This window comes from Aeromicrobium sp. JP4, assembly GCF_054957925.1.
In genome coordinates, this window is the sequence record NZ_CM143290.1 from 2,069,879 (window position 1) to 2,082,544 (window position 12,666).

Annotated in this window: 16 protein-coding genes; 5 read left to right on the plus strand and 11 right to left on the minus strand. The window is 72.5% G+C overall.

Annotation, left to right across the window (positions count from 1 at the left end; translation table 11 throughout):
- Positions 1 to 23: 23 nt before the first annotated feature.
- Both ACY1JX_RS10135 and ACY1JX_RS10140 read left to right on the plus strand, forming a co-directional pair.
- Positions 24 to 575, plus strand: a complete 552-nt coding sequence (locus ACY1JX_RS10135) for a hypothetical protein (RefSeq protein ID WP_462563895.1) — start codon at positions 24 to 26, stop codon at positions 573 to 575.
- Complete coding sequence (locus ACY1JX_RS10140; protein WP_462563896.1) at positions 572 to 1,315, plus strand: glycosyltransferase family 2 protein; 744 nt, start codon at positions 572 to 574, stop codon at positions 1,313 to 1,315. Before ACY1JX_RS10135 ends, ACY1JX_RS10140 begins: the two co-directional genes overlap by 4 nt.
- Here ACY1JX_RS10140 and ACY1JX_RS10145 read toward each other — a convergent pair.
- The 7 genes from ACY1JX_RS10145 to idi are packed head-to-tail and all read right to left on the minus strand — an operon-like array spanning position 1,302 to position 6,923.
- Positions 1,302 to 2,177, minus strand: a complete 876-nt coding sequence (locus ACY1JX_RS10145; protein ID WP_462563897.1) for a prenyltransferase — start codon at positions 2,175 to 2,177, stop codon at positions 1,302 to 1,304. The two genes, ACY1JX_RS10140 and ACY1JX_RS10145, sit on opposite strands and share 14 nt — an antisense overlap.
- Positions 2,174 to 2,515 carry a lycopene cyclase domain-containing protein gene (locus ACY1JX_RS10150; RefSeq protein ID WP_462563898.1) on the minus strand — a complete coding sequence of 114 codons (342 nt, stop codon included), beginning with the start codon at positions 2,513 to 2,515 and terminating at the stop codon, positions 2,174 to 2,176. The genes ACY1JX_RS10145 and ACY1JX_RS10150 overlap by 4 nt, the downstream gene beginning before the upstream one ends.
- Positions 2,512 to 2,838: a lycopene cyclase domain-containing protein gene (locus tag ACY1JX_RS10155; protein ID WP_462563900.1), complete on the minus strand. Its 327-nt coding sequence runs from the start codon at positions 2,836 to 2,838 to the stop codon at positions 2,512 to 2,514. Before ACY1JX_RS10155 ends, ACY1JX_RS10150 begins: the two co-directional genes overlap by 4 nt.
- Entirely contained in the window at positions 2,835 to 4,433 is a 1,599-nt protein-coding gene (crtI, locus tag ACY1JX_RS10160; RefSeq protein ID WP_462563901.1) for a phytoene desaturase family protein, read from the minus strand. The genes ACY1JX_RS10155 and crtI overlap by 4 nt, the downstream gene beginning before the upstream one ends.
- A complete protein-coding gene (locus ACY1JX_RS10165; RefSeq protein WP_181753528.1) occupies positions 4,433 to 5,335 on the minus strand; it encodes a phytoene/squalene synthase family protein in 903 nt (300 codons plus the stop codon). The genes crtI and ACY1JX_RS10165 overlap by 1 nt, the downstream gene beginning before the upstream one ends.
- On the minus strand, positions 5,332 to 6,384 hold the full coding sequence (locus tag ACY1JX_RS10170) for a polyprenyl synthetase family protein (RefSeq protein WP_462563902.1): 1,053 nt from the start codon (positions 6,382 to 6,384) through the stop codon (positions 5,332 to 5,334). Before ACY1JX_RS10170 ends, ACY1JX_RS10165 begins: the two co-directional genes overlap by 4 nt.
- Positions 6,381 to 6,923 carry an isopentenyl-diphosphate Delta-isomerase gene (gene idi, locus ACY1JX_RS10175; RefSeq protein WP_462565883.1) on the minus strand — a complete coding sequence of 181 codons (543 nt, stop codon included), beginning with the start codon at positions 6,921 to 6,923 and terminating at the stop codon, positions 6,381 to 6,383. Before idi ends, ACY1JX_RS10170 begins: the two co-directional genes overlap by 4 nt.
- Before the next feature lie 204 nt (positions 6,924 to 7,127).
- Here idi and ACY1JX_RS10180 point away from each other — a divergent pair, with 204 nt between their 5' ends.
- Positions 7,128 to 7,652: a MarR family winged helix-turn-helix transcriptional regulator gene (locus ACY1JX_RS10180; protein ID WP_181753524.1), complete on the plus strand. Its 525-nt coding sequence runs from the start codon at positions 7,128 to 7,130 to the stop codon at positions 7,650 to 7,652.
- 130 nt (positions 7,653 to 7,782) lie between these two features.
- Here the strand turns inward: ACY1JX_RS10180 and ACY1JX_RS10185 are convergent, their stop codons facing one another.
- The 4 genes from ACY1JX_RS10185 to ACY1JX_RS10200 form a co-directional block, all read right to left on the minus strand.
- Positions 7,783 to 8,703 carry an LLM class F420-dependent oxidoreductase gene (locus ACY1JX_RS10185; protein ID WP_181753522.1) on the minus strand — a complete coding sequence of 307 codons (921 nt, stop codon included), beginning with the start codon at positions 8,701 to 8,703 and terminating at the stop codon, positions 7,783 to 7,785.
- On the minus strand, positions 8,703 to 9,212 hold the full coding sequence (locus ACY1JX_RS10190) for a hypothetical protein (protein WP_194956555.1): 510 nt from the start codon (positions 9,210 to 9,212) through the stop codon (positions 8,703 to 8,705). Before ACY1JX_RS10190 ends, ACY1JX_RS10185 begins: the two co-directional genes overlap by 1 nt.
- A gap of 61 nt (positions 9,213 to 9,273) precedes the next feature.
- Complete coding sequence (locus ACY1JX_RS10195; RefSeq protein WP_181753520.1) at positions 9,274 to 10,131, minus strand: oxygenase MpaB family protein; 858 nt, start codon at positions 10,129 to 10,131, stop codon at positions 9,274 to 9,276.
- A gap of 145 nt (positions 10,132 to 10,276) precedes the next feature.
- Entirely contained in the window at positions 10,277 to 10,759 is a 483-nt protein-coding gene (locus ACY1JX_RS10200) for a universal stress protein (protein WP_462563903.1), read from the minus strand.
- Between the two features lie 112 nt (positions 10,760 to 10,871).
- Here ACY1JX_RS10200 and ACY1JX_RS10205 point away from each other — a divergent pair, with 112 nt between their 5' ends.
- Complete coding sequence (locus ACY1JX_RS10205) at positions 10,872 to 12,020, plus strand: GAF domain-containing sensor histidine kinase (RefSeq protein WP_462563904.1); 1,149 nt, start codon at positions 10,872 to 10,874, stop codon at positions 12,018 to 12,020.
- 9 nt (positions 12,021 to 12,029) lie between these two features.
- Complete coding sequence (locus ACY1JX_RS10210) at positions 12,030 to 12,653, plus strand: response regulator (protein WP_462563905.1); 624 nt, start codon at positions 12,030 to 12,032, stop codon at positions 12,651 to 12,653.
- Positions 12,654 to 12,666: the final 13 nt, after the last annotated feature.

Genomic DNA, 12,666 nt, shown 5'->3' on the forward strand with positions numbered 1-12,666 from the left:
CCCGGCGTCAGTAGGATGTCCGAATGCCGTTGATCGTCCCGGACGCCCTGCGCGCCGCGGGTGTCGTCAGCGTCGTGGCGGCCACGATCCACGCAGGCTGGATCGGCTTCGCACTCTTCTTCCTCGTGCTCGGGGCGCTCTTCATCCCTCGGGCGGTCGGCACCGGGCCGGCCCTCGACGTCACCTTCTGCGGCGCCCTCCTGCTCGGCGGTTGGGCCGCCCAGCTCGACTGGTACCTCGCCGTCCCGGGCCTGGATCTTGTCGTCCACGCGACCGCCACCGGGCTGATCGCGGCCCTCACGTGGCAGGTGCTCGTGAAGGTCGGCGCCCTCGCCACCCACGACGACCCCCGGCTCGCGCGCCCACGGCTCGGCGCCTTCGTCGTCACGATCACCACCGCCGTCGCGCTTGCCGTGGTGTGGGAGTTCCTCGAGTGGATGGGCCACACCTGGATCGACGACCGGATCCAGGTGGGCTACGACGACACGATCGGCGACCTCGCCGCCGGCGCGGTCGGCGCGCTGATCGCCGCGCTCGTGGTGAGCCGCACGTCGGCCGCGGAGCCGAGCCGGTGACCACCCCGACGGTCTCGGTCGTCATCCCCGTGCACGACGACGCGGACGAGCTCCGCGAGTGCCTGCGTCTGCTCGCGCTCCAGACCGTGGCCCCGCTCGAAGTGGTCGTGGTCGACAACGGCTGCACCGACGATTCGGCCGCCGTAGCCGAGGCCGCCGGCGCGCGCGTCGTCGTGGAGCCGCGACTGGGCATCCCCCCAGCGGCCGCCACCGGCTACGACGCGGCCTCGGGCGATGTGGTCGCCCGGCTCGACGCCGACTCGCGGCCCGGCCCCGACTGGATCGCGCGGGTCGCCAGCGCGATGGCCGACCGCGAGGTCGATGCCGTCACCGGGGCCGGCTGGTTCCACGACCTGCCGCCCGTCCTGGGCCGCATCGCCACGGTGGCCTACCTCGGCGCCTACTACGTCCTGACGTACCTGGCCCTCGGCCACCATCCGCTGTGGGGATCGAGCATGGCGATCCGCCGCACCAGCTGGGAGCGCGTGCGCGACCGGGTGCACCGGTTCGACGACGTGCACGACGACATGGACCTCGCCTTCGCGCTCGGCCCGGAGTCCGTGATCCGCTACGACCGCGCCCTGCGGCTGGGTGTCTCGGGCCGCTCGGTGCGGGGCCGGAAGCAGCTGGCGCGCCGGATGGACCGCGCCGTCACCACGCTGAGGCTCAACTGGGCGGAGCGCCCGCCGTGGAAGCGCTGGCAGGACCGGTTCCGGCCCCGCCACGTCACCGGAGGCTGATCCAGATCAGCAGCTGCGTCACCAGGAACCCGGTGACGAAGTTCAGCCACAGGAAGCGGCGCCAGCCGGCGTTCGCCTCCTCGCACCGCTCGTCGGTGATCGACAGGTACGGCGCGATGTTGGCGGCGTAGGGCAGCACCAGCAGGGCGGAGAGGGATCCGGGCCACGGCAGCGCCAGCAGGCACAGGCCGCCCAGGAGGTAGGCCGCGAAGGCGAATCGTGTGGTGTTGCGGGCCCCGAGGACCGTGCCGATCGAGCCGATGCCGGCCGCGCGGTCGGCGGTGACGTCCTGGACGGCACCGAACGCGTGCGAACCGACACCCCAGGCGAAGAAGCCCGCGATGGCGGCGACGACCGTGACCCCGAGCTCGACCTCACCGCCACGGGCGGCCGCGAGGGCCAGCCCGAACACGGCGGGACTGACGAAGTGCGTGCTGGAGGTGATCGAGTCCAGGAACGGGCGCTCCTTGAACCGCAGCACGGGGGCCGAGTACGCGATGACGGCGAAGATGCTGATCGCCAGCACGAGGTTCGACAGCGGGGACCCCATGACGGCGAGCACCACGACGAACGGCACGTTCGAGAGGACCGCCGACCAGATCGTGAGCCGGTGGATGCGACGGTCGAGGACGATCCCCTCGACCCCGCCCTTGCGCGGGTTGCGCAGGTCGGACTCGTAGTCGAAGACGTCGTTGATCCCGTACATCAGCAGGTTGTAGGGCACCAGGAAGTACGCGCAGCCCACCCAGAACGCGACGTCGAGCCCACCGCCGGCCAGCAGGTAGGCCGCGCCGAACGGGAAGGCCGTGTTGACCCACGACAGCGGGCGGGACGACGCCAGCACCTGGCCGGCGCGGCTCACGCCTGGTCCTGCGCCGGGACGGTGGAGTCGAAGTGGCGGGCCGGCCGCGAGAGCAGCAGGGACAGCGACGAGACCAGGATCGTGGCCGCGAGCGGCCACGCGAAGTCCTCGATCGGCGCGAGCCCCACGTGGATGCCGGTCAGGGCCGACTCGTCGAACCGGAAGAGGTCGGCGGCGATCATCACGCTGTCGAACACCGCGGTCAGGACGGCCAGCGCCACGGCGGTGAGCCCGGTGGCGGCCCACCAGCGACGATCGGGGCGCCGCGTGACGACCGCGAGGGCCAGGACGGGAAGGGTGGCGGCCGTGAAGACCGCAGCGAGCCCGAGGTACGTCATCGGGTCACCGTCCTGCGGTCGAGCAGAATCGTGAACAGCCCGTGCAGGACGCCGGTGACGTAGCAGAGGAAGACGATGAAGAAGAGCTCCTCGAGCGGCAGCTCGCGGGCCACCTCGATCCCGGTCATCGCCGGGGACTCGCCCCGCGCGTACACCTCGACCCGGATCGCCACGATGTCCCACACCAGGAAGAAGACGAAGCCGACGGCCAGGACGACCAGCGCGTTCGAGGCCTTCCGGAACAGGAACAGTCGCCAGCGCCGGTCGACGAGTCCCATGCAGAAGCCCGCCCCGATCACCGAGGCGAGGTAGAGCCAGCTCACGCGACCACCGTAGTGCCGGCCCGGGGCTCGGCTGACGGGCCCGCCGACCGGTCGCCGCGCAGCCGTTTCAGGACGAGCTCCGCGCTGATCAGGCACATCGGCAGCCCGATGCCCGGGATCGTGCTGGATCCGGCGTAGAGCAGCCCGTCCACCCGACGCGAGGCGTTGCGCGCGCGGAGGAAGGCACTCTGGCGCAGGGTGTGGGCGGGCCCGAGAGCCCCGCCCGACCACGCGTTCAGGTCTGCGGCGAAGTCACCGGGTCCCACGGTGCGCCGCACCTTGATCCGCGAGGCCAGGTCGGGCACGCCCGCCCACGAGGCGATCTGGCCGATGGCCGCGTCCGCGGTCTTCTCGACCACGGGATCGCCTCCTCCGTCGACGCCCCCGCGCCCCAGGTTCACGTCGGCCGGCACCGGCACGAGGATGAACACGTTCTCGTCGCCCTCGGGAGCCACCGACGGGTCGGTGGCCGACGGACGGCACACGTAGGAGGACGCAGGGTCCGGCACCCGGCCGGGCCGACCGAGGACGTCGTCGAAGTTCGCGGCCCAATCCCGAGTGAAGAACATCGTGTGGTGGGCCAGCTCGGGCAGCTCGCCCTCCACCCCGAGGTACGCCAGCACGGCACCCGGGCCCGGATCGCGGCGCTTCCACCAGGACTCCGGATACGTCTGCAGGTGCTCGGGCAGCAGTCGCGTCTCGAGGTGGTGCAGGTCCATCGCGCCGACCACGACGTCGGCATCGATCCGCTCGATCCCGTCGTCGGTGCGGAACGTGACCCCCTCGACCTGCGCCCGCGCGCCCGGCGTGGGCAGGGCGCGGCCGGTGGAGCTGGTGTCGATGCCGATGACGGTGGCGCCGGTGCGGATGCGCACGCCGCGGGCGCGCGCCAGGGCGGCGATCGCGTCGATCAGCGTGGAGAACCCGCCCTGCGGGTAGAGCACGCCGTCGGCGAGGTCCATCCCGCTCATCAGGTGGTACATGCTCGGCGCGCGCGACGGCGACGAGCCGAGGAACACGGCGGGGTACCCCAGGATCTGACGCAGTCGGTTGTCGTCGAAGCGCGCGGCGACGTGCGACTCCAGCGAGCGGCCGAGCAGTCCGGCCAGGCGCGGCGCCCGGCGCAGCACGTCGGCGTGAGCGAGGTTGGCCGGTCGCTCGAAGCTCGTGTAGAGGAAGTGGTCGACCGCCATCTGATGCGTGTCGGCCGCCGAGTCCAGGTAGTCCTCGAGGCGACGGCCTGCGCCGGACTCGATCGCGTCGAACAGCGCGACGTTCTCGGCACGCGTGGCCCGCACGTCGACGGGCTGCTCGTTGCCCTCGAAGAACACGCGGTAGCCCGGGTCGAGCCGGACGAGGTCGAGCTGCTCGTCCGCAGTGGTCCCGAGCAGCCGGAAGAAGTGCTCGAAGACCTCGGGCATGAGGTACCAGGACGGGCCCGTGTCGAAGCGGAAGCCGTCCTTGCTCCACGAGCCGGCGCGCCCGCCCACGTCGTCGCGCTGCTCGAGCAGGTCGACCGACCAGCCGTCGGCGGCCAGGAGGGCCGCGGTGGCGAGTCCGGAGATCCCGCCGCCGATGACCGTGACGCGGCGCATCAGACGCCCACCGTGACGGCGCGCGCGACGACCCGGGCCTTGGCCGGGCCGGGCACGCGGATGCGCTCCGAGCGGATCCGGGCGGGCGAGGCGTTGCGGAGCCGCCGTGACAGCTCCGCGAAGAGGGCGTGGGCGGCGGCGACCGCGCGGCGGCTGCCGGCGGGCAGGCGCGGGATCACGGCCGCGGCGGCGGCGAGGTCGGCGTCGATGTCATCGAGCAGCCGGTCGCGCATCGCGACATCGAAGTGCTCCGGGTCCAGTCCGGGCACGTAGCTGCGGCCGAGGTTGTCGCGATCGTCGCCGAGGTCGCGCAGGAAGTTCACCTTCTGGAAGGCGGCGCCGAGACGCTGGGCGCCGGGGGCCAGCTCGGCGTACTGCGCCTCGGGCCGGGGCTGGTCGAGGAGGAACGCCTTGAGGCACATCAGGCCCACGACCTCGGCGGAGCCGTAGATGTACGTCGCGAAGCTGGCCTCGTCGTGGTCGGTGCGGAAGAGGTCGGTGCGCATCGACTGGAAGAACGGATCGACGAGGTCGGTGCCGATCCCGCACGCGCGCGCCGTGCGCGCGAACGCGTGGACGACGAGGTTCGCGCTGTGCCCGGTGCGCATGGCCTCGTGGACCTCGGCATGGAGCGAGTCGAGCACGCGCAGCTGCTGGTCGTGGTCGCCGTCCGGGCGCGGGGCGTCGACGATCTCGTCCGCCACGCGCACAAGCGCGTAGATGTTGCACACGCGCGTGCGCACGGGCTCGTTCAGCAGCCGTGACGCCAGCGAGAACGACGTGGAGTAGCGCTTGATCACGAGCGCGGCGGCACCCTCGGCCACGTCGTCGTACAGCGTGTAGGCCTCGGTGGCGGCGGTCGAGCCCGAGCGGCCGTGCTCGTCGTGGTGGAGCGCGCTCATGCCGCACCAACCTGGGCGGCGGGGTCGTGCGTCGTGGCGGCCATGTGCCAAGCCTGCGCCACGAGGGGGTCCAGGAGCGACCGCTCGAGGTCGAGCGTGCGGGCGTGCTCGCGCGCCAGCGCCAGGTGGCCGTCGGCGAGGTCCTCCACGTAGCCCCGCGAGCCGCAGGCCGCGAGTGCCTCGCGCACGCCGGCCGCGGCCGCCTCGGTGAGGTCGGGGTCGCCGAGGTGGGGCGCGATCCGCTCCCACTCGGCCGTCTGCGACGCGTGCACCATGAGCGGCGTCCGCTTGCCCTCGCGCAGGTCGCCGAGCGGGTCCTTGCCCGTCGTCTCGGGGTCGCCGAACATCGCCATCACGTCGTCGTGGAGCTGGAACGCGACGCCCAGGCAGCGGCCGATCTCACCGAGGACGCGCACGGCGGACTCGTCGGCCCCCGCGAGGACGGCACCGGCCTGCAGCGGCAGCACGAATGAGTAGACGGCCGTCTTGTGCTCGGTGACGGCGATGGCCTCGTCGGCGCTCGGCATCGCGGTGCCCAGGGCCAGGCGGACGTCGGCGAGCTCGCCGGCGGCGGAGGCGTGCAGCGTGGCGTCGAGGAGGTCGAGCAGGCGGTGGGTGGTGACCGGGTCGACGCCGCACGTCGCCACGGCGCGGATCGCCGCGGCAAGTGCCAGGTCGCCGGCGAGGATCGCACCGGCGCGCGCGTACGTGTCGCGGTCGTCCGGCGAGCTGGCCAGCTCGGTGGCGTCGGAGCGGAACAGGCCGGGCACGCTCGGCCGTCCACGGCGGGTGTCGTCGTTGTCGATCACGTCGTCGTGGATCACGAAGGCGGTGTGCAGCAGCTCGGTGGCCGCGGCGACGGCATCGACCACCGCGTCGGGCTGGTCGCCGCCGAAGGCCGTGTGCACCGTCGTGACGAGCCACGGCCGGAAGCGCTTGCCTCCGGAGCTGCCGAGGTCGAGCGCGGTGAGCAGTGCGTGGTGGTCGCGGCTCAGGCCGGGGACGCGGGCCGAGTGCAGGAGTGAGTCGAGCTCCGATTGCAGGGTCATGGGCTCGTCTCCGTCTCGTCCGGCGCCAGCACGTGCCAGGCGTCCGCCTCCTCGATCGCGGCAGCCTGCTCGACCAGCCACGGGCTCAGCGCCCACGGCGCGATCCGCACCGTCTCGCGCAGGTCGGACACGTCGACCCAGCGCAGCTCCTCCACCTCGTCGGGATGGGGCTGCGCCTCGTCGGTCGCGCGGGCGACGAAGACGGGGCACACCTCGTTCTCCACCACGCCGGAGGCGTCGACCGCGCGGTAGGCGAAGTCGGGCAGGAACGGGCGGATGGATGCGGGCTCGAGGCCGAGCTCACCCCGGCCGTGACGGCTGACCGCGTCGACGAGGTCCTCGCCCGGCCGCGGGTGACCGCAGAAGGAGTTGGTCCACACGCCGGGCCACGACCGCTTTCCCAGGGCGCGCCGGGTGAGCAGCACGCGACCGCGACCGTCGATCAGGTAGCAGGAGAACGCCAGGTGCAGGGGCGTGTCCTGGCCGTGGACGTCGTGCCGGGGAGCCGTGCCGATGGGGCGCCTCTCGTCGTCCAGCAAGACGACGAGGTCGTCGGGATCTCCGTGCGGGAGTCGGTCGGGAAGGCCCGAGCGCGCGCCGCTGGAGGGTGCAGCGGCATCCGCTGCACCGGTGGCGTGGTCGAGCACGGGTTCCACAACTCCTCCTGGTGACACCTCGAACGGTATTGCTAACCAATCTAGATATCAACTTGTATAAATAGTGCCTATGATGAAGGGGTGCCGATGCGTCCACTTCCCCGTACGCCCGTGGCACCCGACTACACCGACGACGAACGCGACCTGCTGAGGGCTGTGCGCGAGCTCGTCCGGGCCGATCGGGAGATGCGCAACCGCCTCAGCGACGCGATGCGGGTCAACCCCACCGACCTGCGATCGCTGCGTCACGTCATTCGCGCGGTGGAGATCGCGGAGTCCGATCCGCAGGGCAGCGCGGTCCCGGGGGTGACCCCGCGCCGGCTCGCAGACCACCTCGGCATCAGCACCGCCGCCGTGACGACCCTGGTCGACCGGCTCGTCGCCTCCGGACACCTGGAGCGCGTGCCGCACCCCACCGACCGTCGTTCCGTGGTGCTGGTCCCCACCGAGCAGGCCCGCCACGAGATGTCGGTGCACCTGGCCGACATGCACGAGCGGATGAAGGCCATCGCGGCCAGGGTGCCGGTGGAAGCCAGGCCCGCGATCATCGACTTCCTGCAGTCCCTCACGTCGGAGATGGAGCGCGGCCGGCTCGAGGTGGGCCCGTCCTGAGCCCGGTAGTCCCCAGGTGGGGACAATGTTGTGGGTAAACCACACTGATGTAATTCGCGGCGTTCGAGTGCCGAAACGACAAGGCATCCGAGCCCGGATCGGGGTCGGATGCCTCATCGTTCGTCGGTGCTCAGACGTGCGGAAGGATCTCCTCGGCCACGAGCCGCAGGTGGTCCAGGTCGGCCAGGTCGAGCACCTGCAGGTACAGGCGCTCGGACCCGGCGTCGGCGAACTCGCCGATCCGGTCGAGGATCTCGGCAGGCGTGCCGGCGAGCCCGTTGGCGCGCAGCTCGTCGACCTCGCGGCCGATCGCCGCGGCACGCCGGGCGATCTCGGTCTCGTCCGATCCCGCGCACAGCACCAGCGCGTTGGACCACGCGAGCGATGCCGGATCGCGCTCGGCCTTCTCGCAGGCCTCACGCACCCGCCCGAACTGGGTGCGGGTGAAGTCGGCCGACTCGAACGGGATGTTGAACTCGTCGGCGAACCGCGCCGCCAGCGCCGGGGTGCGGCGCTTGCCCTTGCCGCCCACGATCACGGGGATCCGGTCCTGCGCCGGCTTGGGCAACGCCGGAGAGTCGGTGACCGTGTAGTGCCGGCCCTCGAAGGAGTAGGCGCCGGAGGTGTCGGCCCACAGGCCGGTGATGATCTCCAGCTGCTCCTCGAGACGGTCGAAGCGCTCGGGCGTCTCAGGGAAGCCGATCCCGTAGGCCCGGTGCTCGGCGTCGAACCAGCCCGCGCCGAGCCCGAACTCCACGCGTCCACCGCTCATCTGGTCGACCCCGGCCACGCTGATCGCCAGCGGTCCGGGCAGCCGGAACGTGGCACTCGTGACGAGCGTGCCCAGCCGGATGGTGGACGTGTCGCGGGCCAGGCCGGCCAGCGTGATCCAGGCGTCGCTTGGACCGGGCAGGCCCTCCCCGCCCATCGCGAGGTAGTGGTCGGAGCGGAAGAAGGCGTCGAAGCCCAACCGCTCGGACTCCTGCGCGACGGCGAGGAGGTCGTCGTACGACGCTCCCTGCTGCGGTTCGGTGAAGATCCTCAGTCGCATCAGGCGCGAGCGTCGGGATCGTCGGTGCCCAGCGGGTTCGGCTGGGAGGAGAGGTCGTCCGAGCCGGCCTCGTCGATGTCGAACGGAGCCCGGGCGTCGGCGGCTGCCGCGTCGGCGCGCAGACCCTCCGAGCTGGTGCTGTAGGCGGGGGCGGACGCGTCGGCCTCCGTGGCGGTGGAGGTACGGGAGCCGGTGCCCGAGTCCTTCGAGCCCTCGTCCTTGGAGAAGTCGGCGGCGGTCTTCACCTTCTCGCCGACCGTGCCCGAGACGTCCTTGGCCTTCTCGCTGACGACGCCGGAGACGTCCTTCGCGGTCTCGGCGACGCGGTGGCCCACGTCGGACGCGGCCTGCTTGGCGGTGTCCTGCGCCTTGTGGGCGGTGGACTGGACCGGATCGGTGTGCCACACCTTCTCGGCCTGCTGCTTGATCTGCTCATAGCGGCCGCGGCCGGCGCGGGTTCCAAGGACGTATCCGACGGCGGCGGCCGTCAGCAGCGCGAGCTTCTTCACGAGCGATCACTCCTAGGTTCTGGTGGGGACCCGTCCATTGTGTCGTGGTTCGCCGACATCCTCATGTCGTGGAGCGGGGCGCGGGCGACATGGCCCATCCGATCGCCCGCGTCACGGCCACGCCGCCGGCGCGGACGGCGGTCGCCTCGGTGACCGGCAGCCAGGGCAGGCGCAGCGGACGGCGGGCCCAGCGCGGCAGCAGCCCCACCGCCGCGGCCGCGAGCATGCCGTAGGGCGCTCGCACCGTCCACGGCACCGGCGGGCTCAGCAGCATGAAGCGGGCGGCCTCGCGAGCGGCGGGCGTGCTCTCGAGCTCAGGGCGGTAGGACGCCAGCGCAGCCGCCAGCTCCTCCGTGCTCTCCGGCACGTCGCGCGCGCCGAGCAGCCGGGCGGTGATTCCGGCCTGGGCGACGTAGACGTCGCGCTCCTCGGGCCCGAGGGGACGGGCGCCGTAGCGGCCGTGCGCGCGCAGGAACGAGTCGATCTCCGCGACGTGCACCCAGCGCAGCAGGTGCGGGTCGGAGGCCGCGTACTCGCGTCCGTCGTCGGTGGTGCCCCGGACGCGCTCGTGGATCCGGCGCACGGCCCCGATCGCCCGGTCGGCGTGGTCGACGGTGCCGAAGGTCGTCTCGGCGATGAAGCCGCTGGTGCGCTGCAGTCGTCCCCAGGGGTCGCCGCGGAACCCCGAGTGCTGGTCCACGCCGGCCATCGCCAGGGGGTGCAGCGACTGAAGCAGCAGGGCACGGATCCCGCCGACGAACATCGAGGCGTCCCCGTGGACGCGCCAGACGGGGTCCGCGGGGGTGAACCGGCGCTCGCCCGGCGTGCCGTGGATGCGCTCGCGGCGACCCTCGCCCTCGGGACCGGCCACGCGCGCGAAGATCGCGGAGGCGGCCTGGTCACGGACGCGTTCGATCATGGCGCCAACGTAGCCCCGGCGGCGTGAGATCGCCGCCGGGACTTCGGGCTGCCCAGGACCTTCGGGGGCGAGGCGGGGCAGCGGACCGCGCGTGGGGAGGGGCGCGGCCCGGGAAGGGCGGCCGGGAGGGGAAGCCCGGCTCGCCTCAGTGCGTGACCAGGTCGTCGGCCGAGGCCACGTCCACCGTCTCGGCGGTGGACGTGGTCGGTACCGCGACCACGACGCACTGCGCGTGGGTCAGGCAGTAGTGGCTGACCGACCCGAACAGCACGCGGCTGATGCCCGTGTGCACGCGCGTGCCGACGACCAGCATGGCCGCGTCGCGCGAGGCATCGACGAGCGTCGGTCCGGGCGCGCCCTGCACGACCTCGATGCGGCGGGGCCTGCCGTCGGCGTCCTCGGACCCGATCGTCTCGGTCACCCAGCGCGCGGCGTTCGACCGGGCGTCGGTCTCGTAGGCCATCCACGGGACCTCGGCGCCGGCCATAGCGACGGCCGCGTCGATCTGCCACACGTGGATGATCTTGAGGTCCGCGCCACGGAGGTCGGCCTCCTTCGCGGCCCACGTGAGGGCGGCGGCTCCTGCGGGGGTCTCGTCCACTCCGACGACGATGGTGTTGGTGCTCATCGTGGTTCCTTTCTCTACACGTCCATCGTGCTCCGGTCCGGCGTCGCGGAGCAGGGCCGAAGGTCCCGAGTTGCCGGGACCTCCGGCCCGGCGATCTCGGTACGGTGAGCGCGTGGACGAACAGGACCGGAAGCGCTGGGAGAACATCGTCGACGCCGCCGTCGCGGTGACGTCCGATCTCGACCTGGACAGCCTGCTGGCCCGCATCATCGAGCTGGCCCGCGACCTGACCGGTGCCCGCTACGGCGCGCTGGGGGTCCTGGGGCACGACCACGACGAGCTGGCCGAGTTCCTCACCCAGGGCATCGACGACGAGACGGCGGCCCTGATCGGCGACCGGCCGCGAGGTGCCGGTGTCCTCGGTGTCGTGCTCCGCGACGGGGTGCCGCTGCGACTGGACGACGTCGCCTCCCACCCGGCCTCCGTCGGCTTCCCGCCGCACCACCCGCCGATGGGTGCGTTCCTCGGCGTGCCCGTGCGGGTCAACGGCCAGGTGTTCGGTGACCTCTACCTGACCGAGAAGCCGGGCGGCTTCACCGACGACGACGAGCGCCTCGTGTCCGGTCTCGCCGCGGTCGCCGGGACGGCGATCGCGAACGCGCGCCTGTTCGACGAGCTCGCCGGCACACGGGCCGAGCTCGCGCGGATGGCCGTGGTCGAGGACCGCAACCGCATCGCGCGCGACCTCCACGACCTCGTCATCGGGCGGCTCTTCGCCGTGGGCCTGTCCCTGGACCGGATCTCGCGGAACGTCGACGAGCCGTGGGCCGGCCGAGCCTCGCAGGCCGTGGACGACGTCGACCGGGCGATCGCCGACCTGCGCGGGGCGATCTTCGCGCTGGGCTCCGACGCCGCGACGGACGAGGCACGTCTCGTGCGCCTCCTGAAGGCCACGGCTGCGCCGCTGGGCTTCGCGCCCGTCATCGACATCGAGGGCGACCTCGGCCGGCTCGACATCGGCCTGCGCAGCGACGTGCACGCGGTGATGAACGAGGCGCTGGCCAACGTCATCCGGCACGCGAGGGCCACGTCGGTGGCCCTGCGCCTCGAGGTGGCCGAGCACGAGGTGGTGGCCACGGTGACCGACGACGGTGCCGGCATGGGCGACGCCGAGCCGGCCAGCGGACTGGCGAACCTGAGCGAGCGGGCCCAGCGCTCGGGCGGGTCGTTGCGGATCGGTCCCGGTCCGGGCGGCACGGGGACCCGCGTGGTCTGGCGCATCCCGCTCGTAACCGGCGGCGCCGCGGCCGCCCTTCCGTAGGCTGAGCCCGTGAGCGAACCCATCCGCGTCTTCCTGCTCGACGACCACGAGGTCGTGCGGCGCGGCGTCGGTGACCTCCTCGAGGACTCCGGCGTGATCACCGTGGTGGGCGAGGCCGGAACGGTCGCCGAGGCCGCCACCGCGATCGAGCGGCTCCAGCCCGACGTCGCGGTGCTCGACGCGCGGTTGCCGGACGGCTCGGGGATCGAGCTGTGCCGACGAGTGCGGCTCTCGGCCGAGCGCACGGCGGTCCTCATCCTGACGTCCTTCGAGGACGACGAGGCGCTCTTCGAGGCGATCATGGCCGGAGCCTCGGGGTTCCTCCTCAAGCAGGTGCGCGGGAACGACCTCGTCGACGCCGTCCAGCGGGTCGCCGCGGGACAGTCGCTGCTCGACCCCGCCGTCACCCGCTCGGTGCTCGAGCGCCTGCGCCACCAGGCCGACCCCGACCCGCTCGACGAGCTCACCGCGCAGGAGCGCAAGGTCTTCGACGAGCTGCGGCTCGGCCGCTCCAACCGCGAGATCGCCGCCACGCTCTTCCTGTCCGAGAAGACCGTCAAGAACTACGTCTCCACCGTCCTGGCGAAGCTCGGCCTCGAGCGCCGCGCCCAGGTCGCCGCCTGGGACCGCTGACGCCCGAGGCCTC

What these genes read in the sequence shown, in the direction of transcription:
- ACY1JX_RS10150 (WP_462563898.1), bottom strand. Translation starts at nt 2,515, where the DNA reads ATGACGTACCTCGGGCTCGCTGCGGTCTTCACGGCCGCCACCCTTCCC.
- ACY1JX_RS10170 (WP_462563902.1), bottom strand. Translation starts at nt 6,384, where the DNA reads ATGACCCTGCAATCGGAGCTCGACTCACTCCTGCACTCGGCCCGCGTC.
- ACY1JX_RS10180 (WP_181753524.1), top strand. Translation starts at nt 7,128, where the DNA reads ATGCGTCCACTTCCCCGTACGCCCGTGGCACCCGACTACACCGACGAC.
- ACY1JX_RS10165 (WP_181753528.1), bottom strand. Translation starts at nt 5,335, where the DNA reads ATGAGCGCGCTCCACCACGACGAGCACGGCCGCTCGGGCTCGACCGCC.
- ACY1JX_RS10135 (WP_462563895.1), top strand. Translation starts at nt 24, where the DNA reads ATGCCGTTGATCGTCCCGGACGCCCTGCGCGCCGCGGGTGTCGTCAGC.
- ACY1JX_RS10185 (WP_181753522.1), bottom strand. Translation starts at nt 8,703, where the DNA reads ATGCGACTGAGGATCTTCACCGAACCGCAGCAGGGAGCGTCGTACGAC.
- crtI (WP_462563901.1), bottom strand. Translation starts at nt 4,433, where the DNA reads ATGCGCCGCGTCACGGTCATCGGCGGCGGGATCTCCGGACTCGCCACC.
- ACY1JX_RS10200 (WP_462563903.1), bottom strand. Translation starts at nt 10,759, where the DNA reads ATGAGCACCAACACCATCGTCGTCGGAGTGGACGAGACCCCCGCAGGA.
- ACY1JX_RS10195 (WP_181753520.1), bottom strand. Translation starts at nt 10,131, where the DNA reads ATGATCGAACGCGTCCGTGACCAGGCCGCCTCCGCGATCTTCGCGCGC.